This window comes from Modestobacter sp. SYSU DS0904 (genome assembly GCF_054051115.1).
The window spans coordinates 53,428-75,484 of the sequence record NZ_JBJHAQ010000005.1; the positions used below are offsets into that span (position 1 = coordinate 53,428).

Genomic DNA, 22,057 nt, shown 5'->3' on the forward strand with positions numbered 1-22,057 from the left:
CCTCTGATTGACAACCGTTCTCATGTGCGTGGAGGATGATGTCATGTCCGCGGCCGTCACCACCCCCAGCCGGACCATCCCAGCCGACGTGCTCGCCGCCAGCGAGCTGCTCACCGCGCTGGCCTTCCCGCTCCGGCTGTCCATCGTCGCCCTGCTCGACGAGCACGGCTCCCGCTGCGTGCACCAGCTGGTCGACGCCCTCGGCGTGCCGCAGCCGCTGGTCTCCCAGCACCTGCGCGTGCTGCGCGGAGCCGGCCTGGTCACCGGCGTGCGCCGGCACCGGGAGGTCGACTACCGGCTGGTCGACGGGCACGTGGCCCACATCGTGCGGGACGCGATCGCCCACGCCGGGCACCGCGGGACCGCCGCGCACCGGGAGAGCACCGAGGAGAACGTCTGATGGCCCGCACCACCCGCCAGCGCGCCGCCGTCGCCGCGGTCTTCGACTCCCTCGACGGCTTCCACAGCGCGCAGGAGGTGCACGCCCAGCTGCGCACCTCCGGTGACTCGGTGGGGCTGTCCACGGTCTACCGCGCGGTCCAGGCGCTGGCCGACGACGGCGAGCTGGACTCCATCCGCACCGACTCCGGCGAGGCGCTGTACCGCCGGTGCAGCGCCCAGCACCACCACCACCTGGTCTGCCGCTCGTGCGGGCGCACCGTGGAGGTGGCCGGGCCGGCGGTGGAGCAGTGGGCCGACCGGGTCGCCGGCGAGCACGGGTTCTCCGACGTCAGCCACACCCTGGAGATCATGGGCACCTGCTCGGCCTGCCGCGCGCAGGCCGACTGACGCCTCAGGCGCTGCCGAAGCGGCGCTGGCGGCTGGCGTACTCCTCGCAGGCCTGCCACAGGTGCCGGCGGTCGAAGTCGGGCCACAGCGTGTCCAGGAAGACCAGCTCGGCGTAGGCGGACTGCCACAGCAGGAAGTTGCTCGTCCGGTTCTCCCCCGAGCTGCGCACGAACAGGTCGACGTCGGGCATGTCCGGCTCGTCGAGGAAGCGGGCCACGGTCTGCTCGTCGACCTTGTCCGGCTTGAGCCGGCCGGCGGCGACCTCGCGGGCGATCGCGGCGGCCGCATCGGCGATCTCGGCCCGGCCGCCGTAGTTGACGCACATGGTCAGCGTCAGGACGTCGTTGTCCCGGGTCAGCTCCTCGGCGACCTCGAGCTCCTTGATGACGCTGCGCCAGAGCCTGGGACGACGCCCCGCCCAGCGCACCCGCACCCCGAGCTCGTGCATCTCGTCACGGCGGCGCCGGATCACGTCCCGGTTGAAGCCCATCAGGAAGCGGACCTCCTCGGGGCTGCGCCGCCAGTTCTCGGTGGAGAAGGCGTAGGCGCTGATCGCCCCGATGCCCAGCTCGATCGCGCCCTCGACGCAGTCGAACAGCGAGGACTCCCCCGCCTCGTGCCCGGCGGTGCGCGGCAGCCCCTGCTGCTTGGCCCAGCGACCGTTGCCGTCCATCACGATCGCGACGTGGTGCGGCACCCGGTCGGCCGGGATGTCCGGCGGGGTGACCCCCGAGGGGTGCGGGTTCGGCGCCTTCACCTCGCGCCTCACGGCGAGACCTCGGTGCCGGTCACGACGGGACGGGGAGCCTCGGTGCGGTCGACCAGCGGCAGCGAGCGCAGGCCCCGCTCCAGGTGCCACTGCAGCATCGCCGCGACCAGCCCGCTGCCCTCCCGCCGGTTGATCCCCTGGCTGGCCTCGGCCCGCACCCAGTCGCCGGTCAACAACGCCTCCAGCAGCTCGACGGTCACCGGGCTGGGCATCGCCGAGCCGGTGGGACGGCAGGCCGGGCACACGGTGCCACCGGCCGGTACGGAGAAGTGCCGGTGCGGGCCCTCCTCGCCGCAGCGCGCGCAGTCACCGAGCGCCGGCTCCCAGCCGGCCACCGACATGGCGCGCAGCAGGAAGGCGTCCAGCACCAGCGGCGGCGGCTTGACCCCCTCGGCCAGGGTGCGCAGGGCGCCGACGACGAGCAGGAACATCCGCAGCGCGGGCTCCTTCTCCTCCACCGTCAGCCGGTCGGCGGTCTCCAGCACCGCCGTCCCCGCGGTGTAGGCGCGGTAGTCGCCGACCACCGCGGGCCCGTAGGCGCGGATCGACTCGGCCTGGCTGACCACGTCGAGGTTCCGCCCGGTGTAGAGCTGCAGGTCGACGTGGCTGAACGGCTCCAGCCGGGCGCCGAACTTGCTCTTGGTTCGGCGCACGCCCTTGGCCACCGCGCGCACCTTGCCGGTGCGCCGGGTGAGCACGGTGACGATCCGGTCGGCCTCACCCAGCTTCTGGGTGCGCAGCACGATCCCCTCGTCGCGGTAGAGCGACTGCGGTGTGGTGCTCACCGGCTCAATAGCCCAGCCGGTTGAGCTTCTTCGGGTCGTCCTGCCACTCACCGAGCACCGTGACGTGCAGGGCCAGGTGCACCCGGCCACCCAGCAGCGTCTCCAGCCCGACCCGGGCCTCGCTGCCGATGGCCTTGATCGTCTGCCCGCCCTTGCCCAGCAGCATCGGCTTCTGGGTGGGGCGCTCGACGTGCAGCAACGCGTGGATCTCGGTGAAGACCGCCCCGGGGTCGCGCGGGTCGGGCTTGCGGTGGATCTCCTCGACGGTGACCGCCAGGGAGTGCGGCACCTCCTGCCGCACCTTCTCCAGCGCAGCCTCGCGCACCAGCTCGGTGATCTGCCGCTCGACGTCCTCGTCGGTGGTCTGCTCCTCGGGGTACATCGGCGGCCCCTCGGGCAGCATCCCGATCAGCAGGTCCTCCAGCAGCGTGACCTGGTCACCGGCGACCGCGCTGACCGGCACGATCTCGCGCGCCTCGACCAGCTTGCTGGCCGCGACGAGCTGCTCGGTGATGGCCTTCTTGCTGGCCGCGTCGGTCTTGGTCACCACCAGCACGATCGGGGTGGAGACCTCCCTGAGCTGCCGGGCGATGAACGTGTCCCCGGCGCCGACCGGCTGGTCGGCGGGGATGCAGAAGACGATGACGTCGACCTCGGACAGCGTGTCGCGGACGACGTCGTTGAGCCGCTGGCCGAGCAGGCTCTTGGGCTTGTGCAGCCCCGGGGTGTCGACCAGCACCAGCTGGCCGGCCGGGCGGTGCACCACCCCGCGGATGGCGTGCCGGGTGGTCTGCGGCCGGTTGCTGACGATGCCGACCTTCTCGCCCACCAGCGCGTTCGTCAGCGTGGTCTTGCCGGCGTTCGGCCGGCCCACCAGGCAGGCGAAGCCGCTCCGGTAGGGCGGCTGGTCGGTGTCGGTCACGTGCAGCAGTCTCCCACTGCGCACCGACAGCCCGGCGGGGACGGCTGCGATCATGGGCGCATGCCTCCCCGGTCCCGACGCGAGCAGGGCGAACCGCTGACGGTGACGGCCGCGCGCGACCGCGAGCGGCACGTCACCCAGGTCACCAGCTACGGCTACTTCGCCGCCCGCGGCCCGAAGCGCTCGGTCACCGTCACCCCCGCCCCGCTGCGCTACTGGCAGTACGACCCGGCCGGTCCACTGGTGGTCGCCCTGACCGCGCTCGGCCTCGCCGTGTGGCTGGGCGTGCTCGCCTGGCGGGAGGGTGGCGCGGCGGTCGCCGACGAGCTGCCGATCGCGCTGGCGCTGGCGGCGCTGGTGGTCGCGGGGTCGACCGGCCGGCTCACCGTCTCCGACGCCGGGGTCTCCACCGACATCGCGGGGCTGCGGCAGGTCTCCTCGTTCCGCATCGTGCCGCGGGTGCTGGTCCAGGAGGTCGTGCTCGGCGCGCCGCCGGCCGACTGGCCGAAGGCGCGCCGGCGCGGTGGCTGGTGGCCCGGGCGCACCCGGGTCAGCGTGCGGCACCTGGGCATGGACGGGCAGACCGAGGAGGCGTTCACCGTGCGGGTGCGCGACCCCGAGGCCTTCGCCGACGCCCTCGGCCGCCCGCTGGCCTGAGCCGGTGCGGCGGGGCGTCAGCCCCGACCGCGGAGGGTGCCGTCCGGGCCGGCCAGCAGCACCGGCGCGGACGCGGTCAGGTCGTGCACCGCGGCGAGCCCGGCCGTCTCGACCGACTCCGCGTCGCTGACCACGGCCGCGGCCTCCAGCCCCTCGACCCCGCTGGAGACGGCAGCGGCGACGGCCGCCTGCAGCGCGGTCAGCTGCAGCGAGGGCAGCGCCACGGTGGCGGCCAGGTAGGTGCGCCCGTCGGTGTCGCGGACCGCGGCCCCCTCGGCGGCACCGGTGCGGCCGCGCGCGGAGCGGGCCAGGGTGATCAGCTTGGCGTCCTCGGGATCCAGTTCAGCAGCGCTCACGAGGCGTCAGGATTCCACGGTGGCCGGCTCGGGCTGCCGGGCGGTGGTGGCGACGTCGTCCTCGGTGTCGCCGTCGTCGTCCGAGCCGGGCTCGGGCACCCGGTTGACCAGGATGGTGTCGATCTGGTTCCGCCGCCCGCCGGTGCTCTCCGCGAGCAGGTGCAGCCCACCGACCTCGGCGGCCGACCCCTCGATCGGCACCATGCCGATCTCCCGGGCGAGCAGCCCGCCCACGGTCTCCACCCCGTCGTCGTCGGGCAGCTCGACCTTGAACAGGTCGGCGAGGTCCTCGACCGGCAGCCGCGCGGTGATCCGCACCGACCCGTCGGGCAGCTCCTCGACGGGCGGGCGCTGCACGGTGTCGTGCTCGTCGTCGATCTCGCCGACGATCTCCTCGAGGATGTCCTCGATGGTGACCAGGCCGGCGAAGCCGCCGTACTCGTCGACGACGACGGCCATGTGGGTGCGCGAAGCCTGCATCTCCCGCAGCAGCTCGTCGACCGGCTTGGACTCCGGCACGAAGGTGGCCGGGCGCATCAGGTCCTCGACCTGCGGGCCCGGGTCACCGGAGGCGAGCCCCTGCGACCGGCGGACCAGGTCCTTGAGGAAGACCACGCCGATGATGTCGTCGACGTTCTCCCCGATCACCGGGATGCGGGAGAACCCGCTGCGCAGGCTGAGCGCCATCGCCTGGCGCAGGTTCTTGCCGCGCTCGATCCACACCACGTCGGGGCGGGGCACCATCACCTCGCGGGCGATGGTGTCACCGAGCTCGAAGACGCCGTGGATCATGTTCCGCTCGCCGGCCTCCACGACGCCGCGCTCCTCGGCCATGTCGACCAGCTCACGCAGCTCGACCTCGCTGGAGAACGGTCCGTCGCGGTAGCCGCGGCCCGGGGTGATGGCGTTGCCGATCAGGATCAGCAGCGTGGCCACCGGGCCCAGCAGCCGGCCGAGCAGCCGGATCAGCCCGGCCGCCGCCAGCCCGATCGGGTAGGCGTGCTGGCGGCCCAGCGTGCGGGGGCCGACGCCGACGAGCACGTAGCTCACCACCGTCATGACGGCGGCGGCACTGGCGATCCCCGCGGCCAGGCCCTCGACCAGGTCGTAGAGCACGACGGCGACCACCACCGCGGCGGTCATCTCGCAGACGATCCGCAGCAGCAGGAGCAGGGCCACGTGCCGCGCCCGCTCCGCCATGACCTCCGACAGCGCGGGCGCCCGCTTGACCCCGTCGCGACGGAGCTCCTCGACCCCGGCCGGGGACAGCCGCTGCAGGGCGGCGTCGAGCGCGCCGAAGACACCGGCGAGCAGGACGAGGAGGACGGCGATCACCAGCAGGACGATCGCTGTCGTGCTCATCGGACCCCCGGCTCCTGGGGCTCGCCGGTCGCCGGTTCCCCGGTCGCCGGTTCCCCGGTGATCGGTACGCGGGGTACGGAGCGCCAGCCCTCCAGCAGCGAGGACTGCAGGCCGAACATCTCCTTCTCCTCGTCGGGCTGCATGTGGTCGTAGCCCAGCAGGTGGAGCACGCCGTGGGTGGCCAGCAGCAGCAGCTCGTCGGCCATCGAGTGGCCGGCGGCCCGCGCCTGGCGGACCGCCACGGCCGGGCAGAGCACGACGTCGCCGAGCAGGGCCGGGCCCGGCTCGGGGTCGTCGGGACGGCCGGTGTCCAGCTCGTCCATCGGGAAGGCGAGGACGTCGGTCGGCCCCTTCTCCCCCATCCACCGCTCGTGCAGGGTGGCCATGTAGTCGACGTCGACGCAGAGCACCGACAGCTCGGCCAGCGGGCTGACGTCCAGGCTGTCGAGAACGTAGCGACAGACGCCGGCCAGCGCGTCCTGGTCGACGGCGATCTCGGACTCGTTGGCGACCTCGACGGGCACGGCGGTCAGCTCCCCTGCTGCCGGCGGGGGCGGGCCGCCCGGGACGGACCGGCATCGGCCCCGGTCGCGCTCTGCCGGGCGACGTCCCACCGCTCGTAGGCGTCGACGATGTCGCCGACCAGGCGGTGGCGCACCACGTCGGAGCTGCTCAGCATCGAGAAGTGCACGTCGTCGACGCCCTGCAGGATGTCCCGGACCACCCGCAGGCCGCTCTGCGCACCACCGGGCAGGTCGACCTGGGTGACGTCGCCGGTGACGACCATCCGGGAGCCGAACCCGAGCCGGGTGAGGAACATCTTCATCTGCTCGGCGGTGGTGTTCTGCGCCTCGTCGAGGATGACGAACGCGTCGTTCAGCGTGCGGCCGCGCATGTAGGCCAGCGGCGCGACCTCGATGGTGCCCGCCTGCATGAGCCGCGGGATCGACTCGGGGTCGACCATGTCGTGCAGCGCGTCGTAGAGCGGGCGCAGGTACGGGTCGATCTTGTCCGACAGCGACCCGGGCAGGTAGCCCAGCCGCTCACCGGCCTCGACCGCGGGGCGGGTCAGGATGATCCGGTTGACCTGCTTGGTCTGCAGCGCCTGCACGGCCTTGGCCATCGCCAGGTAGGTCTTGCCGGTGCCGGCCGGACCGATGCCGAAGACCACGCTGTGGGTGTCGATCGCGTCGACGTAGCGCTTCTGGTTCAGCGTCTTGGGCCGGATCGTGCGGCCGCGGCGGCTGATGATGTCCAGGCTGAGCACGTCGGCCGGGCGCTCGGAGCCGCCGGCCTTGAGCATCGCGACGACCCGGCGGACCGAGTCGGGCCGGAGCACCTGGCCGGTGGCGAGCAGGGCGATCAGCTCGTCGAAGACCCGGACGGCGAAGGCGTTGTCCGCCGGCTGGCCGGTGACGGCGATCTCGTTGCCGCGCACGTGGACGTCGGCGACGAGCTCGTCCTCGACCAGGCGGAGGAGCTCGTCCCCGGAGCCGAGCAGGGCGACCATGGAGACGGTCTCGGGAACGGTGATGGCGGTGCGGACGGCCGCCGGTGCGGCCGCGCTGTCCGAGACGCCGGCTGCCGCGGCACGCGCGGACAGCTCACGGGCCGATGTGTTGAGGGCGGCCGGAACGGCGTCTGGTGAGGTGTCGGGCAAGTACGCTCGACCCTGCCTTCCTGCGACGGGGCTGTGACCTCCGCGAGTCTACCCGCGCCACGCTCCCCCGGCCGGGCCGGCGCAGCGGCGGATCACCCCGGGGGCCAGGTCATCCCCCGGCCACCGAGCACGTGCAGGTGCACGTGGTGCACGGTCTGCCCGCCGTCCGGCCCGCTGTTGACCACCAGCCGCCAGCCGGGCTCGGGGCTCCCCGCCGTCGCCAGCCCCTCCTGCTCCGCGACCGCCTGCGCGGCGGCCAGCAGCTCGGCGGCCAGCGCCGGGTCGGCGGCGGCCAGCCCACCGATCGTCGGGTGGTGGTCCCGGGGGACGACGAGGACGTGGGTGGGCGCCTGCGGGGAGATGTCCCGGAACGCCAGGGTGCGGTCGGTCTCCCGGACGACGTCGGGGGCGATCTCCCCGGCGACCATGCGGCAGAACAGGCAGTCGCTGCTGGACCCGGTCATGCCGGCAACCGTAGTGCCGGGTGGGGATGCGGAACGACGACGGTGGTTGCGTGGTGCGCAATTCGGTGCCCTGCGGTCAAGTCGGCGGGCCGGCCTGCCGAGAGGTCGTGGGACGGATCCCACCGTCCCCGGCGTCAGGAGTGCGAGCGATGAGGTTCGGAGCGAACCGGCAAGCGGGTGAGGACACCACCGCCCTGCTGGCGGAGGCGCGCTCGGACGTCACCGCGGTCACCCGGGTGCTGGTCGCCCTGGGCGGCGCCAGGACCGAGGACGAGGTGGCCCGGGCCGCGCTGGACACGGTGCGGGAGGAGTTCGGCTGGGCCTACGGCTCCTACTGGCGGATCTCCCCCGACGACCACGCCCTGCACTTCGCCGTCGAGTCCGGCACCGCCGGTCAGGAGTTCCGCGAGGTGACCCTGACCGCCTCCTTCGCCGAGGGGGTGGGGCTCTCCGGCCGCGCCTGGCAGAGCCGGGACCTGTTCTTCGTGGCCGACCTGGGCGAGATGACCGACTGCGTCCGCGCTCCCGCCGCCCAGCGGGCGGGGGTGCGCAGCGGGGTGTGCTTCCCGGTCACGCGCCAGGGCCAGGTCATCGGCACGATGGACTTCTTCACCACCGACACCCTGTGCCCGTCGGCGGAGCGGCTGGCCGCGCTGCGCGCCGTCGGCCTGCTGGTGTCCCAGGCGTTCGGCCGGGTCGCCGAGGCCGCCGACCAGAAGCGCGCCGCCGGCGACGTCGCGGCCACCACCACCCTGCTGCGGGCGTTGAGCCGGGCGACCAGCGCCGAGGGCGCGGTCACCACCGCGCTGGACACGATCCGGCGCGAGTTCGACTGGCACTACGGCTCCTACTGGCGCCTGGACGACGACCGCGGCGCGCTGGTGCTCTCCCTGGAGTCCGGCGACCTGGGCACCGAGTTCCACGCGGTGAGCCGCGATGCGGGCTTCGCCAAGGGCGTCGGCGTGGCCGGGCGCACCTGGGCCGCGCAGGACCTGGTCTTCGTGGAGGACCTGGGCTCGGTCACCGACTGCGTCCGGGCGCCCTCGGCCCGGGCCGCGGGCGTGCGGTCCGGCGTGTGCCTGCCGATCGTGGTCGGCGGGCGCATCGTGGGCACGATGGACTTCTTCGCCAAGCGGACGCTGATCATGGCCGACAGCCGCAAGGACGCCCTGCGCAACACCGCCTTCCTCATCGGCCAGACGATGGAGCGGCTCGCCGCGGCCACCCGCATCGCCGACGCCGGCCGGGAGATGGTCGCCTCCATCGACGAGGTCCAGCGCAACGTCGCCGAGGCCACCCAGGTCGCCGGCGACGGGCAGCGGGTCGCCGGGGAGGCCAGCGACTTCGTCGCCGGGCTCGGCCGCTCCAGCGCGGAGATCGACAAGGTGGTCAAGGTGATCAACGGGATCGCCGAGCAGACCAACCTGCTCGCCCTCAACGCCACCATCGAGGCCGCGCGCGCCGGTGACGCCGGCAAGGGCTTCGCGGTCGTCGCCGGGGAGGTCAAGGAGCTGGCCCGGGAGACCGCGCAGGCCACCGAGGACGTCAGCAGCCGGGTGGCCACCATCCAGGGCGACGTGCAGAACGTCGTCGGCGCGCTCACCTCGATCCAGGAGATCGTCGGCCGGATCAACGAGACCCAGCAGCACATCGGCGCGGTCCTCACCGAGCAGGCCGGCGTCACGCGCAGCATCGTCGAGCTGGGCTGACACCCGGCCGGCCGGAGGTCAGCCGGCCGGCCGGCCCTGGCTGCGGGTGGCGGTCAGCGAGCCGAGCAGGGCCAGCCCCTCGGCGCTGGGCGAGCCCGGCTCGGCGTGGTAGACGACCAGCTGCTGGCCGGGGGTGGCCCGGACGTCGAAGGACTGCATGCGCAGGGTGAGCGGGCCGACCTCGGGGTGGACGAACCGCTTGACCTCCATCGACTTGCCCCGGGCGTCGTTGCGCGCCCACAGCCGGGCGAACTCCGGGCTCTCCCGCTGGAGCCGGTCGACGACCGCGCGGATGCGGGGCGCGTCGCCCCAGGACCCCTGGGCCAGGCGGAAGCCGGCGACGGTGGCGGCGGCCGCGGCCGGCCAGCCGGCGTAGAAGCCGCGCGCGGCCGGGTCCAGGAACAGCGCGAGGACCAGGTTCCGCGCGGTCGGGAAACCCCGGAACAACGCGTCGCCCAGCTGGTTGGCGGCCAGCACGTCGTAGGCCCGGCCCAGCACCAGCGCCGGGGTGTCCGGCCACCGGTCCATCAGCTCCAGCAGGGCCGGGTCGACCCGCTCCGGCACCGGCTCCCACGTCGGGCGCGGGCTCAGCCCGGCCAGCCGGTAGGCGTGCTGGCGGCCGTCCTCGGACAGCTGCAGCGCCTGGGCGAGGGCATCGAGGACCTGCGCCGAGGGGCTCCGCTCGCGGCCCTGCTCCAGCCGCGTGTAGTAGTCGACGCTGACCTCGGCGAGCATCGCGACCTCCTCCCGCCGCAGCCCGGCCACCCGGCGCACCCCGTGGGTCGCCAGGCCGAGCTGACCGGGGGTCACCCCGGCGCGCCGGGCTCGCAGGAAGTCACCCAGTGCGGAGGCCATGACCCGACCGTAGGTCGCCCGGTGCCGCCGTGGGTGGGTGCGGTTCTCCCAGGCACGGCGCAGCCTGGTCCGGGGCGGACATCGCCGAGACGGTGGTCGCCATGACCGACACAGCGCCCTCTGACCCCCTCACCACACCCACCCCCGGGAAGGTGGTGGTGCTGACCGGCGCGAGCAGCGGGATCGGCGCGGCCACCGCGCTGCGGCTGGCCGCCGAGGGGCACCACCTCGTGCTGGGCGCCCGGCGGGAGGACCGGCTCCGCGAGGTCACCGACCGGATCCGGGCGGCCGGCGGGTCCGCCGAGCACCACCCGCTCGACGTGACCGACGCCGGCGACGTGCGCGCCCTGGTCGACGGGGTGGTGCGCGAGCACGGCCGGGTCGACGTGCTGGTGAGCAACGCCGGGGTGATGCCGCTGTCCCGGCTGGACGCGCTGCTCGTCGAGGAGTGGGAGCGGATGATCGACGTCAACCTCCGGGGGCTGCTGCACGGCATCGCCGCCGTCCTGCCGCACTTCCAGCGCCAGGGATCCGGGCACTTCGTGACCGTCGCCTCCGTCGGCGCGCACCGGGTCTCCCCCACCGCGGCGGTGTACTGCGCCACCAAGTACGCGGCCTGGGCGGTCACCGAGGGCCTACGGCTGGAGGTCGACCCGAGCATCCGGGTGACCACGGTGACGCCGGGGGTGGTGGAGACCGAGCTCGCCGACTCGATCACCGACCCGGTGGCCGCCGACCTCATGCGCACCTACCGCGCCACGACCCTGCCGCCCGACGTCATCGCCGGGGCCATCTCCTACGCCCTGGGCCAGCCGGCGGGCGTCGACGTCACCGAGCTGATCGTGCAGCCGACGGCGCAGCGCTGACGCGGTCGGTGCTGCCCCACCCCCGCGCGGCGAGGCGGAGGTGGCGGGGCGGACATGGTGGGGGGGGACGTGGTGCTGCGCCGGGCCATGGGCGACGATGGTGCGCCCGTTCCCCTGATCCCCGGAGGTCCCGTCATGTCCGCTCCGCAGCCGCACCCGAGGACGTAGTGCGCACCGGTTCCGCCGTCCGGTCGGGTGGCCTCGTACAAGCGAACAGGAAACTGAGCAGGCGCGGCTTCCTCGCCGGCGCCGCGGCCACCGTCACGGCCGCCACGCTGGCCGCCTGCGGGAACCGCACCTCCCCCGTGTCCGACGCCGGGGGCTCCGCCGCCCCGACTCCCAGCGGCCGCCCGACCCTCACCATCGGCGCCATCCCCGACCAGGACCCCGAGCTCCTGCAGCGCCTCCACGGCACCGTCGCCGACGCGATGTCCGACGCGCTCGGCCTCGACGTCACCTACCAGCCGGTGACCGACTACGGCGCCGCCGTCTCCCTGTTCCGCACCGGCGACCTGGACCTGGTCTGGTTCGGCGGCCTCACCGGCGTGCAGGCCCGGTTGCAGACCCCCGGCGCCGAGCCGATCGCCCAGCGCGACATCGACGAGGACTTCCACTCGGTGTTCGTGGTCAACACCGCCACCGGGCTCGCGCCGTCCGAGGACCTCACCCCGCTGGCCGACCTGCGGTTCACCTACGGCAGCGAGACCTCCACCTCCGGGCGGCTGATGCCGGCCTGGTTCCTGCAGCAGCAGGGGGTCGACCCGGCGGGCTTCCCGGGCGGGCCCGGCTTCTCCGGCTCGCACGACGCCACGCTGGCGCTGGTCGCGTCGGGCAGCTACCAGGCCGGCGTGCTCAACGAGCAGGTGTGGACCTCGCGCAGCGAGGAGGGCGCGGTCGACCCCGCGGTGGTGCGGTACGCCCGCACCCCGGCCTACCACGACTACCACTGGCTGCTCGGTCCGCAGGCCGTCGAGCGGGTCGGGAACGACCTGCCCGGCCGGCTGACCGACTGGTTCACCGGGCTGTCGGCCGAGGACCCGGACGACGCCGCCGTGCTCGAGCTGTTCGGCGCCGGGGCGTTCATCCCGACCGAGGCGTCGAACTACACGCAGATCGAGGAGATCGGCCGCGAGCTGGGGCTGGTCAGCTGAGCGCCGTCCTCCGGCTGGACGGCGTCTCGGTCCGCTATGGCGGCACCACCGCGCTCACCGGCGTCGACCTGACCGTCGGCGCCGGTGAGCGGGTGGCGCTGGTCGGGCCGTCCGGCGCCGGCAAGTCGACGCTGCTCGGGCTGGTCAACGGCTCGGTGCTGCCCACCGCGGGGTCGCTGGAGGTGCTCGGCGCCGACCCGGCGGCGCTGCGCGGGCCGGCGCTGCGCCGGCTGCGCGCGCGGGTCGGGACGGTGCACCAGCACCTGGAGCTGGTCGGCCAGCTGCGGGTGGTGCACAACGTGAACGCCGGCCGGCTCGGTGACTGGTCGGCGGCCCGGGCGGCCTGGTCGCTGGTGCGCCCGCAGGGGATGCCGGAGGTGCTGGCCGCGCTGGCGGCGGTGGGGCTGGCCGACCGGGCGTACGAGCGCACCGAACGGCTGTCCGGCGGGCAGCGGCAGCGGGTGGCGGTGGCCCGGCTGCTGGTGCAGGGCCCCGAGCTGGTGCTCGCCGACGAGCCCGCCTCCGCGCTCGACCCGGTGCTCGCCGACGCGGTGCTCGGCCTGCTGGCCGGGCTCGCAACCGAGCGGGGCGGCGCGCTGGTGGCCTCGCTGCACGACCCGGCGCTGGCGCTGCGGCACTGCACCCGGGTGGTCGGGCTGGTGGACGGGTGGGTGGTGCTCGACGCGCCCGCCGAGCGGCTGACCGTCGGTGACCTGGCCGAGTTCTACGGGGCGCCCCGGTGACCGTGCTGACCGCGGTCGCGCCCCGGCTGCAGCGGGTGCCCGCCCGGTGGGCCTGGGGGCTGGGGGCGCTCGCCGTCGTCGGCTGGGCGCTGGCCGGCGCCGGGCTGTTCGCCGGCGAGGTGGTCAACCGGTCCGGGACGGCGCAGTTCGGCCGGTTCGCCGCGGCCGCCCTCTCCCCCTCGCTCGACCCCGCCTTCCTGTCCGTGCTCGGCACCGCGACGCTGGTGACGATCGCCTACGCGGCGCTGGGCACCGCGCTGGCGGTCGGGCTCGGGGCGGTGGGCGCGGTCGCCGTCGCCCGCACCACCTGGGGACGGCGGCGCCTCGGCTGGCTGCTGGCCCGCGGCGCCCTCGCCGTCCCGCGCGGGCTGCACGAGGCGGTGTGGGGCCTGCTGCTGGTCAACCTGCTGGGCCTGGACCCGTGGGTGGGCGTGCTGGCGATCGGCATCCCGTACGGGGCGGTGACGGCGAAGGTGTTCGCCGACCTGCTCGACGAGGTGCCGCGCGGTGCGCACGACGCGCTGCTCGCCGCCGGCGCGGGGCGGGTGGCCGCCGTCGTCTACGGGCTGCTGCCGCCGGCGTCGGGTGGGCTGCTGTCGTACTCCTTCTACCGGCTGGAGTGCGCGGTGCGGTCGGCGGTGGTGCTCGGGCTGATCGGCGCCGGTGGGCTGGGCTACCAGCTGTCGTTGTCGTTCAGCTCCCTGCGCTGGGAGCAGGTGTGGACCTGCGTCTACGCACTCACCGCCCTCTGCGTGCTGGCCGTGGTGGCCGGGCGGGCGGTGCGCCGGCGGGTCGCCGCCCCGCGCTCGTCGGGGGACCTGCTCGAGCGCGACCCGGCGCTCACCGCCGCGGTGGCGGTCACCGTCGCCGGGGTCGGGTGGGCGTGGTGGTACCTGGCGGTCTCCCCCGCGACGCTGGTCTCCGACCGCACCGGCGAGCAACTCCGGTACGTGCTGTCCGCCGCGTGGCCGCCGGACACCGACGCCGGCCTGCTGCGGGCGGTGGTCGCCGCGGCGGTGGAGACGCTGCAGATGTCGGTGATCGCGATCGCGGTCGCCACCGTCGGGGCGGTGCTGCTGGCCGGGATCGCCGCGCACCCGGCCGGGCGGCCCGGTCCGCTGCGCCGGCTGGTGGGCAGCGTCGTCCGGCTGGCGTTGCTGCTGCTGCGTGCGGTGCCGCCGCCGGTGTGGGCGCTGGTGCTGCTGTTCGTGCTGCTGCCCGGCGTGCTGCCCGGGGCGCTGGCGCTGGGCGTCTACACGCTGGGGGTGCTGGGCCGGCTGGCCGCGGAGGCGACCGAGGAGCTCGACCCGCGGCCCCGGGCGGCACTGGCGGCGATGGGAGCGCCACCGGTGGCCGGCTGGCTGTACGGGGTGGCGCCGCGGGCGGTCGGGCCGGTGCTGGCCTACGCGCTGTACCGGTGGGAGGTGGCGATCCGGGACACCGTGCTGATCGGGCTGCTCGGCGCCGGCGGGCTGGGGGCACTGCTGGCGACGTCGCTGGCCACCTTCGACTGGGGCGCGGTGACGACGGTGCTGGTGGCGACCGTGCTGCTGACCGCCGCGGTCGACCTGGTCAGCGCCCGCGCCCGGCAGGCGCTGAGGTAGCCGGCCGACCCTGCCCTCGGTTGATCATCGGCGTTCGGCTGCCCGCGCCGGCGTGTCGGGCGACCACTCGCCGATGATCAACGGGAGGTCAGGCCCAGCGGGTCCTGACGCTCAGCGCGGCCAGCGCCGCGGCGCCGGCGGTGGAGGTCCGCAGCACCTCGGTGCCCAGCCGCACCGACTGGGCACCGGCGGCGCGGAAGGCCACCACCTCGCCGTCGGTGAGCCCGCCCTCGGGGCCGACGACGACGGCGACGCTGCCGGTGGCCGGCACCTCGACCCGGGCGAGGGGGTCCCGCGCCTGCTCGTGCAGCACCAGGGTGAGGTCGACGTCGGCGAGCAGGCCGATGACCTGCCGGGTGGTCATCGGCTCGGTCACCTCGGGCACCCGGGGGCGGCGGGCCTGCTTGCTGGCGGCGCGGGCGGCGGAGCGCCACTTGGCCAGGCCCTTCTCCACCCGGTCCTCGCGCCAGCGGGTGACGCAGCGGGCCGCGGTCCAGGGCACGATCCGGTCGACGCCGAGCTCGGTGGCGAGGTCGACGGCGAGCGGCCCGCGGTCGCCCTTGGGCAGCGCCTGGACCAGCACGAACTCCGGCTGCGGGGCGGGCACCTCGTGCCGGGTGTGCACCTGCACCCGCAGCCCGCGCGGCCCGGCGTCGGTGACCGTGCCCTCGACGAGCAGGCCCCGGCCGTCGGCGACCTTGACCCGCTCGCCGGCGGTCAGCCGCAGCACGTCGACGGCGTGCCGTCCCTCGGCGCCGTCGACGGTGACCTCAGCGGCGTCGGGCAGCTCGTCGACGAGGAAGAGCGGGGCGCCGTCGGCCGTCGGCTCCTGGGCGTCGGCCGAGGGCTCGCTCATCGGCCGTTGAACGCGTCGCGTACCCGGGAGAACAGGCCGCCGCCGTGGTTGGCCGCGGCGCCGTCGGCCAGCTCCTCGCCGCGCAGTGCGGCGAGCTCGCGCAGCAGCTCCTGCTGGCGCTCGTCGAGCCGGCTGGGGGTCTGCACGTCGATGTGCACCTGCAGGTTGCCGCGCCCGGTACCGCGCAGCCGCGGGGCGCCGTGCGCGCGCAGGGTGAGCACGCTGCCGGACTGGGTGCCGGCGCGGATGTCGAGGTCCTCGACCCCGTCGAGGGTCTCCAGCTTCAGCGTGGTGCCCAGCGCGGCGGCGGTCATCGGCAGGGTGACCCGGCAGTGCAGGTCCTCGCCGTCGCGGGTGAAGACGGCGTGCGGGCGCTCGTGCACCTCGACGTAGAGGTCGCCGGCCGGGCCGCCGCCGGGGCCGACCTCGCCGTGGCCGGCCAGCCGGATGCGCATGCCGTCCTCGACGCCGGCGGGGATCTTCACCGGGATGGTGCGGCGGGCGCGGACCCGGCCGTCACCGGCGCACTGCGGGCACGGGTTCGGGATGACCTGGCCGGTGGCCTGGCACGTGGGGCAGGGGCGGCTGGCGATGACCTGGCCGAGGAAGGAGCGCTGCACGCTCTGCACCTCGCCGCGGCCGTTGCAGGTGGAGCAGGTCTCCGGGTGGGTGCCCGGCGCGGTGCCGGCACCGGTGCAGACGTCGCAGAGGACCGCGGTGTCGACGGTGATCTCCGTCGTCGTCCCGAAGACGGTCTCGGCCAGGTCGAGCTCGACCCGGATCAGCGCGTCGCTGCCCTCCCGGACCCGGCCGCGCGGGCCGCGCGCGCCCCCGGCGCCGCCGAAGAAGGCGTCCATGATGTCGCCGAGCCCGCCGAAACCGGCCGCGTTGCCGAACGGGCTGCCGCCGCGGCCACCGCCGGCGTCGTAGGGGTCACCGCCCAGGTCGATGATGCGGCGCTTCTCCGGGTCGGTCAGCGCCTCGTAGGCGCGGCTGACCTCGCCGAAGCGCTCCTTCGCCCCCGGGTCCGGGTTGACGTCGGGGTGCAGGTCCCGCGCCATCCGGCGGTAGGCCTTCTTGATCTCGGAGTCGGTCGCTCCGGGGGCCAGGCCCAGCACGCCGTAGTAGTCGGTCGCCATGCAGTCTTGTCCCGTCCTCAGCTCTCGGCCAGCAACTGGCCGACGTAGCGGGCCACGGCTCGTACCGCGGCCATGTTCCCTGCGTAGTCCATCCGGGTGGGCCCGACGACGCCGAGGCCGCCGAGCGCCTGGTCGCCGGACCCGTAGCCCACGGAGACGAACGACGCGGCGGTCAACGCCTCGTGCTCGTTCTCCTCGCCGATGCTCACCGTCACCGTGCTCGGGCCCACCTCAGCCATCAACCGCAGGACGACCACCTGTTCTTCCAGGGCCTCCAGCAGCGGGCGGAAGGTGCCGGGGAAGTCCAGCGCGCTGCCCTGCGCGAGGTTCGCCGTGCCGCCGATGACCAGCCGGTCCTCCGACGGCTCGACCAGCGTCTCCAGCAGGGTGGCGCTGACCGCGGCGACCAGCGGCCGCAGGTGCGGCCGGGCGTTGTCGACCAGGTCGCCGATCTTGTCGCTCGCCTCGACCAGCTTCTTGCCGGTGAACGCGGCGTTGAGCAGCGTGCGCAGCTCGGCGACGGTCTCCGGATCGACGTCGTCCGGGCTGTCGACCACGCGCTGCTCGACCCGGCCGGTGTCGGTGATGAGCACCATGAGCAGCCGACTGCTGGTCAGCGGCACCAGCTCCAGGTGCCGGACGGCGGAGCGCGACAGCGTGGGGTACTGGATGACGGCGACCTGTCGGGTCAGCTGGGCCAGCAGCCGGACGCTGCGGCCGAGCACGTCGTGCAGGTCGACGGCGCCGTCGAGGAACTTCTCGATCGCCCGCCGCTCGGCCACCGACAGCGGCTTCACCGAGGACAGCCGGTCGACGAAGAGGCGGTAGCCCTTGTCGGTGGGCACCCGCCCGGCGCTGGTGTGCGGCTGGGTGATGTACCCCTCCTCCTCCAGCACCGCCATGTCGTTGCGGATGGTGGCCGGGGAGACCCCGAGGTCGTAGCGGGCCGCGAGCGCCTTGCTCCCCACCGGGTCGTTGGTGGAGACGTAGTCCTGGACGATCGCTCGCAGCACGCTCAGGCGCCGGTCGTCGTGCGCCACGGCTGACACCTCCCGTACCGGTTCGACGGGCCCGCGCACGGTCGGCCAGGACGCGTCCTGGCACTCACGCGAGTCGAGTGCCAGCATACGACCGCCCGCCACCCCCGTCCCCCGGCTCGCGCAGCTGGGCGGGAGCGCCGGTCGAGTCGGCGGCGTTCACGTCCACCGCGTGACCCGGCTCTTCAGATCGTCGACGACGGATCGTCGCAGCACGACGTCACCCCCGGTCGAATACAGCGTGCGCTCCAGCCGCCGTGACCTGATCCGGAGCTGCACCGGTCGCGGGGTCACGGGCCCCGTCGGGTCAGGGAACGTGGGATCGATGCCAGCGGCCGTCGTCGGCGGAGCCTCCTGCCGGCCCACTAGGGTGGACGGCGGTCGTGAGCACCCTCACGGGTGTCCGGGGGAAACGGGAGGACCAGCTCTGATCTTCAAGGCGGTGCGGGACGGGCGGCCGTATCCCGACCACAACTTCTCCACCCGTGACTGGGCGATGATCCCGCCGCGGCAGATCCGGCTCGACACGCTGGTCACCACCAAGCGCGAGCTCGCCCTGGACGCCCTGCTGGCCGACGACTCCACCTTCTACGGCGACCTGTTCCCGCACGCCGTCCAGTGGCAGAACGAGATGTACCTGGAGGACGGCCTGCACCGGGCGCTGCGCGCTGCCCTGCAGCAGCGCAACGTCATCCACGTGCGGGTGCTCGACCTGGACGCCCTGATGCGCGAGTCGGCCCCCCGGCACGCCGCGCCGGACACCGCGGAGCTGCCCGCGGTGACCGCCCGGTCCGCGACTCCCGGCGAGACCGCCGCCCCCTGGGGCAGCGGGCCGTGGAACGCCCACCGCGGGGACGCCGCGCTGGACCTCGACCCGCCCCGCTAGAGCCAGCCCTTCTCCTCCGCGACCCGGGCGGCCTCCACCCGGGTGCGCGCCCCGGTCTTGCCGATCGCCGAGGACAGGTAGTTGCGCACCGTCCCCTCGGACAGGAACAGCCGCCCGGCGATGTCGGCCACGGTCGCCCCGTCGGCCGCCGCCCGCAGCACGTCGGCCTCCCGGGTCGACAGCGGCGTGGCGCCCAGCGCCAGCGCCGCCGCGGCCAGGTCGCGGTCGATCACCCGCTCCCCCGCCACCACCGCGCGGATCGACCGGGCGAGCTCGGCCACCGGCGAGTCCTTGACCAGGAACCCGGCCGCGCCCACCTCCATCGCTCGGCGCAGGAACCCCGGTCGGCCGAACGTGGTCAGCACGACCGCGCGGACGCCGGGCAGCTCGGCCGCCAGCTCGCGCGCGGCCTCGATGCCGTCCTGGCCGGGCATCTCGATGTCCAGCAGCGCGACGTCGGGCCGGTGCTCCCGGGCGACTGCCAGCACCAGGTCACCGCGGCCGACCTCGGCCACCACCTCGATGTCCTCCTCCAGGTCCAGCAGCGCCCGCAGCGCCCCGCGCACCAGGGTCTGGTCCTCGGCCAGCAGCACCCGGATCACCGGGTCACCGCATCGGCCGGCTGCAGCGGCACCCGCACCGCGAGCCGCCAGCCCCCGCCGTCCACCGGCCCCGCGCTGAGCTCCCCGCCCAGCGCGGCCACCCGCTCCCGCAGCCCGGCCAGCCCCGAGCCCGACGATCCGCCGACCACCTGGATCCGCTCCGCCGTCCCGTTCCCGTCGTCCTCCACCGCCAGCTCCGCAGTGACGCCGTCCTCGGTGAGCGTGACGGTCACCCGCCGGGCGCCGCTGTGCCGCAGCACGTTCGTGGCCGCCTCCCGCACCACCCAGCCCAGCGCGTCGTCGACGGTGCCCGGCAGCGCCGGCACCCGGTCGGGCAGCCGGACGGCGATCCCCGCCCCGGTGAGCGCGGACCGCGCCTCGGCCAGCGCCTGGGCGGCGTTGACCGAGCGGTAGCCGCTGACCGCCTCGCGGACCTCCGCCAACGCCCGGCGGGCCGCCTCCTCGACGTCCCCCATCTCCGCCGCCGCCCGGGCCGGGTCCCGCTCGGCCAGCCGGCGGGCCAGCTCGCTCTTCAGCGCGATCAGCGACAGCGAGTGCCCGAGCAGGTCGTGCAGGTCGCGGGCGAAGCGCAGCCGCTCCTCGGTGACGGCGTTGCGGGCCAGCTCCTCCCGCGCCTCGGTGAGCTCGCGGTTGACCTGGATCAGGTACCGGGTGCCCTGGATGGCGAAGGCGGTGAGCAGGCAGATCGGCGGCAGGAACAGCGACGTCAGCGCGCCCTCGGCCAGCAGCACGGCCAGGCAGACCCCGGCCGCACCGAGCACCCCGGGCCACACCCACCGCTGCGGCACCGCGGCGGCCACGGCGGCCGACACGTAGATCATCAGCCCGGCCCAGCTGGCGCCGTAGGCCACCGCCAGCCCGACCGCCACCACGACCATCCCGACCAGGTCCGGGCGCAGCCCGCGCGGCCGGCCCAGATCGCCGATCACGTTGAGGTAGAGCCCGGTGAAGACGACCAGCCCGAGGGCGCCCACCCAGCGGGCCGGCGCCGGGCGGTCGGTGGTGACCAGGTCGACGATCGGGAAGACCTGGAACAGCAGCCACGGCAGCGCCCACACCGCCCGCCCCCACCAGCTCCCGCCGCCCATGACGGCGACGCTAGCCCCCGACACGGCAGCGGTTCAGCCGGCGACCGCGTGCAGCGGACGACGACGGGCGACCAGCAGCGCCGCGGCGGCGAACAGGACGCCGAAGCCGACCAGGACCACCACCGGGGTGCCGCGGAACGCGCCGGCCGCCACGTCGCGGCCCAGCTCGGCGAACCAGTACGACGGCAGGGCGTGGGCCAGCGCCACCATCCCGTCCGGGAGCATCTCCACCGGGAACCAGAGGCCACCCAGCGCGGCCAGCACCGTGCCGAGGATGCCGATGGCGGCACCCGCGGCCTGGGCGTCCAGCGCCAGCCCCACCGCGACGCCGAGGGCCACGAAGACCACCGACCCCACCCACAGCGCCCCGACCAGCGCCAGCCAGGTGCCCAGACCGAGTTGGACACCGTTGACGACGCGCCCGACCAACGCGACCACGACGAGGCTGGGCAGCACCAGCAGCGCCCCGACCACGACGTCGACGGCGAACACCGACCCGGTCGGCACCGGCGTCACCCGCAGCTGCCGCAGCCAGCCGGAGGAGCGGTCGAAGGCGATCCGGATCGTCGCGCCGAGCGCTGCGCTGATCGCGCCGTAGGCCATCATCGAGACCAGGACGGCACCGGCGAGGTCCTGGTACGCCCCGGCCGGCACCTGCCCGCCGATGACCTGGGTGAAGAAGATCGTGAACAGCGCCGGCAGCAGCACGGTGAAGAACAGGTACTGCTTGTTGCGCCCCACCCGGCGGAGCTGGAAGAGCAGCAGGTCGGTCATCGGAGGGCTCCTGTCACGGCGCTCGTGAGGTGCAGGAAGGCCTGCTCGAGGCTGGCGCCGCGCACCTCCAGTTCGGGCAGCGCGGCACGGTCGGCGAGCAGCGCGCGCAGTGTCGCCTCGACGTCGGAGGTGGCGAGCTCGACCAGGTCGCCGTCCCCGCCGACCCCGGTGACCCCCGGCAGCCCGGACAGCCCGTCCCGCGGCCCGGGAGAGCGGAACCGGACGGTGCGCCCGGCGATGCGGGCCTTGATCGCGGCCGCGGTCCCGTCGGCGACCACCCGTCCACCGCTCACCACCACGACCCGGTCAGCGACCGCATCGGCCTCGTCGAGGTGGTGGGTGGCGAAGACGACGGTGTGCCCGCGCCCGGCCAGGTCGCGCATCGTCGTCCAGAACGCCTGCCGGCCCTCGACGTCCATGGCCGAGGTCGGCTCGTCCAGCAGCAGCAGCGGAGGCGCACCGGCCAGGGCGAGGGCGAGGAGCACGCGCTGGCGCTGCCCACCGGAGAGCGCGTCGACCGCGCGGTCGAGCAGGCCGCCGATGCCGGCCGTGGCGACCAGGTCCGCCAGCGGCCACGGGTCGGCGTAGCGGCGGCGCACCAGCGCGAGCACCTCACCGACGCGCGCCTCGCTGGGCAGCCCGCCGTGCTGCAGCATCGCGCCCACGCCGCCGGCCTGGAGGGCGGCGGCCGGCTCGCGGCCGAGCAGCCGCACCGTGCCGGCGGCCGGGCGGAACAGGCCGAGGGCGGCGTTGACGACGGAGGACTTGCCGGCCCCGTTGGCGCCGAGCAGGGCGACGGTCTCACCGGCGTCGATGCGCAGGTCGAGGGCGTCGACGGCGAGCGTCGCGCCGTAGCGGACGCTCAGTCCGTCGATCTGCAGAGCGGGTGTCGTGGGCATGCCACGAGCCTGGCGCGCGGCGGGGTGCCGGCGGGAGTGCGAGACGTCGTCCACACCTGGTGA

Annotated in this window: 25 protein-coding genes; 9 read left to right on the forward strand and 16 right to left on the reverse strand. The window is 74.8% G+C overall.

All coding sequences use genetic code 11. The features are described 5' to 3' along the window. The first annotated feature begins 43 nt into the window (after positions 1 to 43). Together ACI79U_RS04845 and ACI79U_RS04850 are read left to right on the forward strand one after the other, a co-directional pair. Entirely contained in the window at positions 44 to 400 is a 357-nt protein-coding gene (locus tag ACI79U_RS04845; protein ID WP_457067801.1) for an ArsR/SmtB family transcription factor, read from the forward strand. Beyond that, positions 400 to 789 (forward strand): Fur family transcriptional regulator, encoded by a 390-nt coding sequence (locus tag ACI79U_RS04850; RefSeq protein WP_457067803.1) that lies wholly within the window; start codon positions 400 to 402, stop codon positions 787 to 789. The genes ACI79U_RS04845 and ACI79U_RS04850 overlap by 1 nt, the downstream gene beginning before the upstream one ends. Positions 790 to 793: 4 nt before the next feature. On the opposite strand, the gene ACI79U_RS04855 is transcribed toward ACI79U_RS04850, so the two are convergent. Genes ACI79U_RS04855 through era form a run of 3 tightly spaced genes read right to left on the reverse strand, consistent with a single transcriptional unit; the run spans position 794 to position 3,319 of the window. Next, positions 794 to 1,558, reverse strand: a complete 765-nt coding sequence (locus ACI79U_RS04855) for an isoprenyl transferase (RefSeq protein ID WP_457067805.1) — start codon at positions 1,556 to 1,558, stop codon at positions 794 to 796. Continuing rightward, positions 1,555 to 2,343, reverse strand: coding sequence for a DNA repair protein RecO (gene recO, locus ACI79U_RS04860; RefSeq protein ID WP_457067807.1), 789 nt, complete (start codon positions 2,341 to 2,343; stop codon positions 1,555 to 1,557). The genes ACI79U_RS04855 and recO overlap by 4 nt, the downstream gene beginning before the upstream one ends. Before the next feature lie 4 nt (positions 2,344 to 2,347). Continuing rightward, positions 2,348 to 3,319 (reverse strand): GTPase Era, encoded by a 972-nt coding sequence (gene era / locus ACI79U_RS04865; protein ID WP_457067809.1) that lies wholly within the window; start codon positions 3,317 to 3,319, stop codon positions 2,348 to 2,350. Between the two features lie 6 nt (positions 3,320 to 3,325). Between era and ACI79U_RS04870 the strand changes: the two genes are divergently transcribed. Further along, positions 3,326 to 3,922, forward strand: coding sequence for a hypothetical protein (locus ACI79U_RS04870; RefSeq protein ID WP_457067811.1), 597 nt, complete (start codon positions 3,326 to 3,328; stop codon positions 3,920 to 3,922). Between the two features lie 17 nt (positions 3,923 to 3,939). Here ACI79U_RS04870 and ACI79U_RS04875 read toward each other — a convergent pair whose 3' ends face one another. From ACI79U_RS04875 to ACI79U_RS04895, 5 genes are all read right to left on the reverse strand, one after another. Further along, entirely contained in the window at positions 3,940 to 4,278 is a 339-nt protein-coding gene (locus ACI79U_RS04875) for a cytidine deaminase (RefSeq protein ID WP_457067813.1), read from the reverse strand. Between the two features lie 6 nt (positions 4,279 to 4,284). After that, positions 4,285 to 5,640, reverse strand: coding sequence for a hemolysin family protein (locus ACI79U_RS04880; protein WP_457067815.1), 1,356 nt, complete (start codon positions 5,638 to 5,640; stop codon positions 4,285 to 4,287). Beyond that, on the reverse strand, positions 5,637 to 6,164 hold the full coding sequence (gene ybeY, locus ACI79U_RS04885) for an rRNA maturation RNase YbeY (protein ID WP_457067817.1): 528 nt from the start codon (positions 6,162 to 6,164) through the stop codon (positions 5,637 to 5,639). Before ybeY ends, ACI79U_RS04880 begins: the two co-directional genes overlap by 4 nt. A 5-nt stretch (positions 6,165 to 6,169) precedes the next feature. Further along, complete coding sequence (locus ACI79U_RS04890; RefSeq protein WP_457067819.1) at positions 6,170 to 7,300, reverse strand: PhoH family protein; 1,131 nt, start codon at positions 7,298 to 7,300, stop codon at positions 6,170 to 6,172. Between the two features lie 92 nt (positions 7,301 to 7,392). Further along, positions 7,393 to 7,764, reverse strand: a complete 372-nt coding sequence (locus tag ACI79U_RS04895) for an HIT domain-containing protein (protein ID WP_457067822.1) — start codon at positions 7,762 to 7,764, stop codon at positions 7,393 to 7,395. A 149-nt stretch (positions 7,765 to 7,913) separates the two neighbouring features. On the opposite strand from ACI79U_RS04895, the gene ACI79U_RS04900 reads away from it, so the two are divergent. Then, a complete protein-coding gene (locus ACI79U_RS04900; protein ID WP_457072781.1) occupies positions 7,914 to 9,473 on the forward strand; it encodes a GAF domain-containing protein in 1,560 nt (519 codons plus the stop codon). A gap of 18 nt (positions 9,474 to 9,491) precedes the next feature. Here ACI79U_RS04900 and ACI79U_RS04905 read toward each other — a convergent pair whose 3' ends face one another. Next, positions 9,492 to 10,328, reverse strand: a complete 837-nt coding sequence (locus ACI79U_RS04905; RefSeq protein WP_457067825.1) for a helix-turn-helix domain-containing protein — start codon at positions 10,326 to 10,328, stop codon at positions 9,492 to 9,494. Positions 10,329 to 10,429: 101 nt separating this feature from the next. Between ACI79U_RS04905 and ACI79U_RS04910 the strand changes: the two genes are divergently transcribed. From ACI79U_RS04910 to ACI79U_RS04925, 4 genes are all read left to right on the forward strand, one after another. Next, complete coding sequence (locus tag ACI79U_RS04910; protein WP_457067828.1) at positions 10,430 to 11,194, forward strand: SDR family oxidoreductase; 765 nt, start codon at positions 10,430 to 10,432, stop codon at positions 11,192 to 11,194. Positions 11,195 to 11,361: 167 nt separating this feature from the next. Continuing rightward, positions 11,362 to 12,345, forward strand: coding sequence for a putative selenate ABC transporter substrate-binding protein (locus ACI79U_RS04915; protein WP_457067831.1), 984 nt, complete (start codon positions 11,362 to 11,364; stop codon positions 12,343 to 12,345). A 14-nt stretch (positions 12,346 to 12,359) separates the two neighbouring features. Beyond that, positions 12,360 to 13,088 carry a phosphonate ABC transporter ATP-binding protein gene (locus ACI79U_RS04920; RefSeq protein WP_457067910.1) on the forward strand — a complete coding sequence of 243 codons (729 nt, stop codon included), beginning with the start codon at positions 12,360 to 12,362 and terminating at the stop codon, positions 13,086 to 13,088. Further along, entirely contained in the window at positions 13,085 to 14,692 is a 1,608-nt protein-coding gene (locus ACI79U_RS04925; protein ID WP_457067834.1) for a PhnE/PtxC family ABC transporter permease, read from the forward strand. Before ACI79U_RS04920 ends, ACI79U_RS04925 begins: the two co-directional genes overlap by 4 nt. A gap of 88 nt (positions 14,693 to 14,780) precedes the next feature. Here the strand turns inward: ACI79U_RS04925 and ACI79U_RS04930 are convergent, their stop codons facing one another. Genes ACI79U_RS04930 through hrcA form a run of 3 tightly spaced genes read right to left on the reverse strand, consistent with a single transcriptional unit; the run spans position 14,781 to position 17,727 of the window. After that, complete coding sequence (locus ACI79U_RS04930) at positions 14,781 to 15,548, reverse strand: 16S rRNA (uracil(1498)-N(3))-methyltransferase (RefSeq protein WP_457067837.1); 768 nt, start codon at positions 15,546 to 15,548, stop codon at positions 14,781 to 14,783. Then, the gene (gene dnaJ, locus ACI79U_RS04935) at positions 15,545 to 16,687 is read right to left on the reverse strand and encodes a molecular chaperone DnaJ (RefSeq protein WP_457067839.1); all 1,143 of its coding nucleotides are present in this window, start codon (positions 16,685 to 16,687) and stop codon (positions 15,545 to 15,547) included. The genes ACI79U_RS04930 and dnaJ overlap by 4 nt, the downstream gene beginning before the upstream one ends. Before the next feature lie 17 nt (positions 16,688 to 16,704). Then, complete coding sequence (gene hrcA / locus ACI79U_RS04940; protein ID WP_457067842.1) at positions 16,705 to 17,727, reverse strand: heat-inducible transcriptional repressor HrcA; 1,023 nt, start codon at positions 17,725 to 17,727, stop codon at positions 16,705 to 16,707. A gap of 322 nt (positions 17,728 to 18,049) precedes the next feature. On the opposite strand from hrcA, the gene ACI79U_RS04945 reads away from it, so the two are divergent. After that, positions 18,050 to 18,610, forward strand: coding sequence for a type II toxin-antitoxin system VapB family antitoxin (locus ACI79U_RS04945; RefSeq protein WP_457067845.1), 561 nt, complete (start codon positions 18,050 to 18,052; stop codon positions 18,608 to 18,610). Here ACI79U_RS04945 and ACI79U_RS04950 read toward each other — a convergent pair. Genes ACI79U_RS04950 through ACI79U_RS04965 form a run of 4 tightly spaced genes read right to left on the reverse strand, consistent with a single transcriptional unit; the run spans position 18,607 to position 21,994 of the window. Beyond that, entirely contained in the window at positions 18,607 to 19,212 is a 606-nt protein-coding gene (locus ACI79U_RS04950) for a response regulator (RefSeq protein ID WP_457067848.1), read from the reverse strand. The genes ACI79U_RS04945 and ACI79U_RS04950 overlap by 4 nt on opposite strands. Further along, positions 19,209 to 20,321, reverse strand: a complete 1,113-nt coding sequence (locus ACI79U_RS04955) for a sensor histidine kinase (protein WP_457067851.1) — start codon at positions 20,319 to 20,321, stop codon at positions 19,209 to 19,211. The genes ACI79U_RS04950 and ACI79U_RS04955 overlap by 4 nt, the downstream gene beginning before the upstream one ends. Positions 20,322 to 20,354: 33 nt before the next feature. After that, positions 20,355 to 21,095, reverse strand: coding sequence for an ABC transporter permease (locus ACI79U_RS04960; RefSeq protein WP_457067853.1), 741 nt, complete (start codon positions 21,093 to 21,095; stop codon positions 20,355 to 20,357). Beyond that, positions 21,092 to 21,994: an ATP-binding cassette domain-containing protein gene (locus ACI79U_RS04965; RefSeq protein WP_457067855.1), complete on the reverse strand. Its 903-nt coding sequence runs from the start codon at positions 21,992 to 21,994 to the stop codon at positions 21,092 to 21,094. Before ACI79U_RS04965 ends, ACI79U_RS04960 begins: the two co-directional genes overlap by 4 nt. Positions 21,995 to 22,057: the final 63 nt, after the last annotated feature.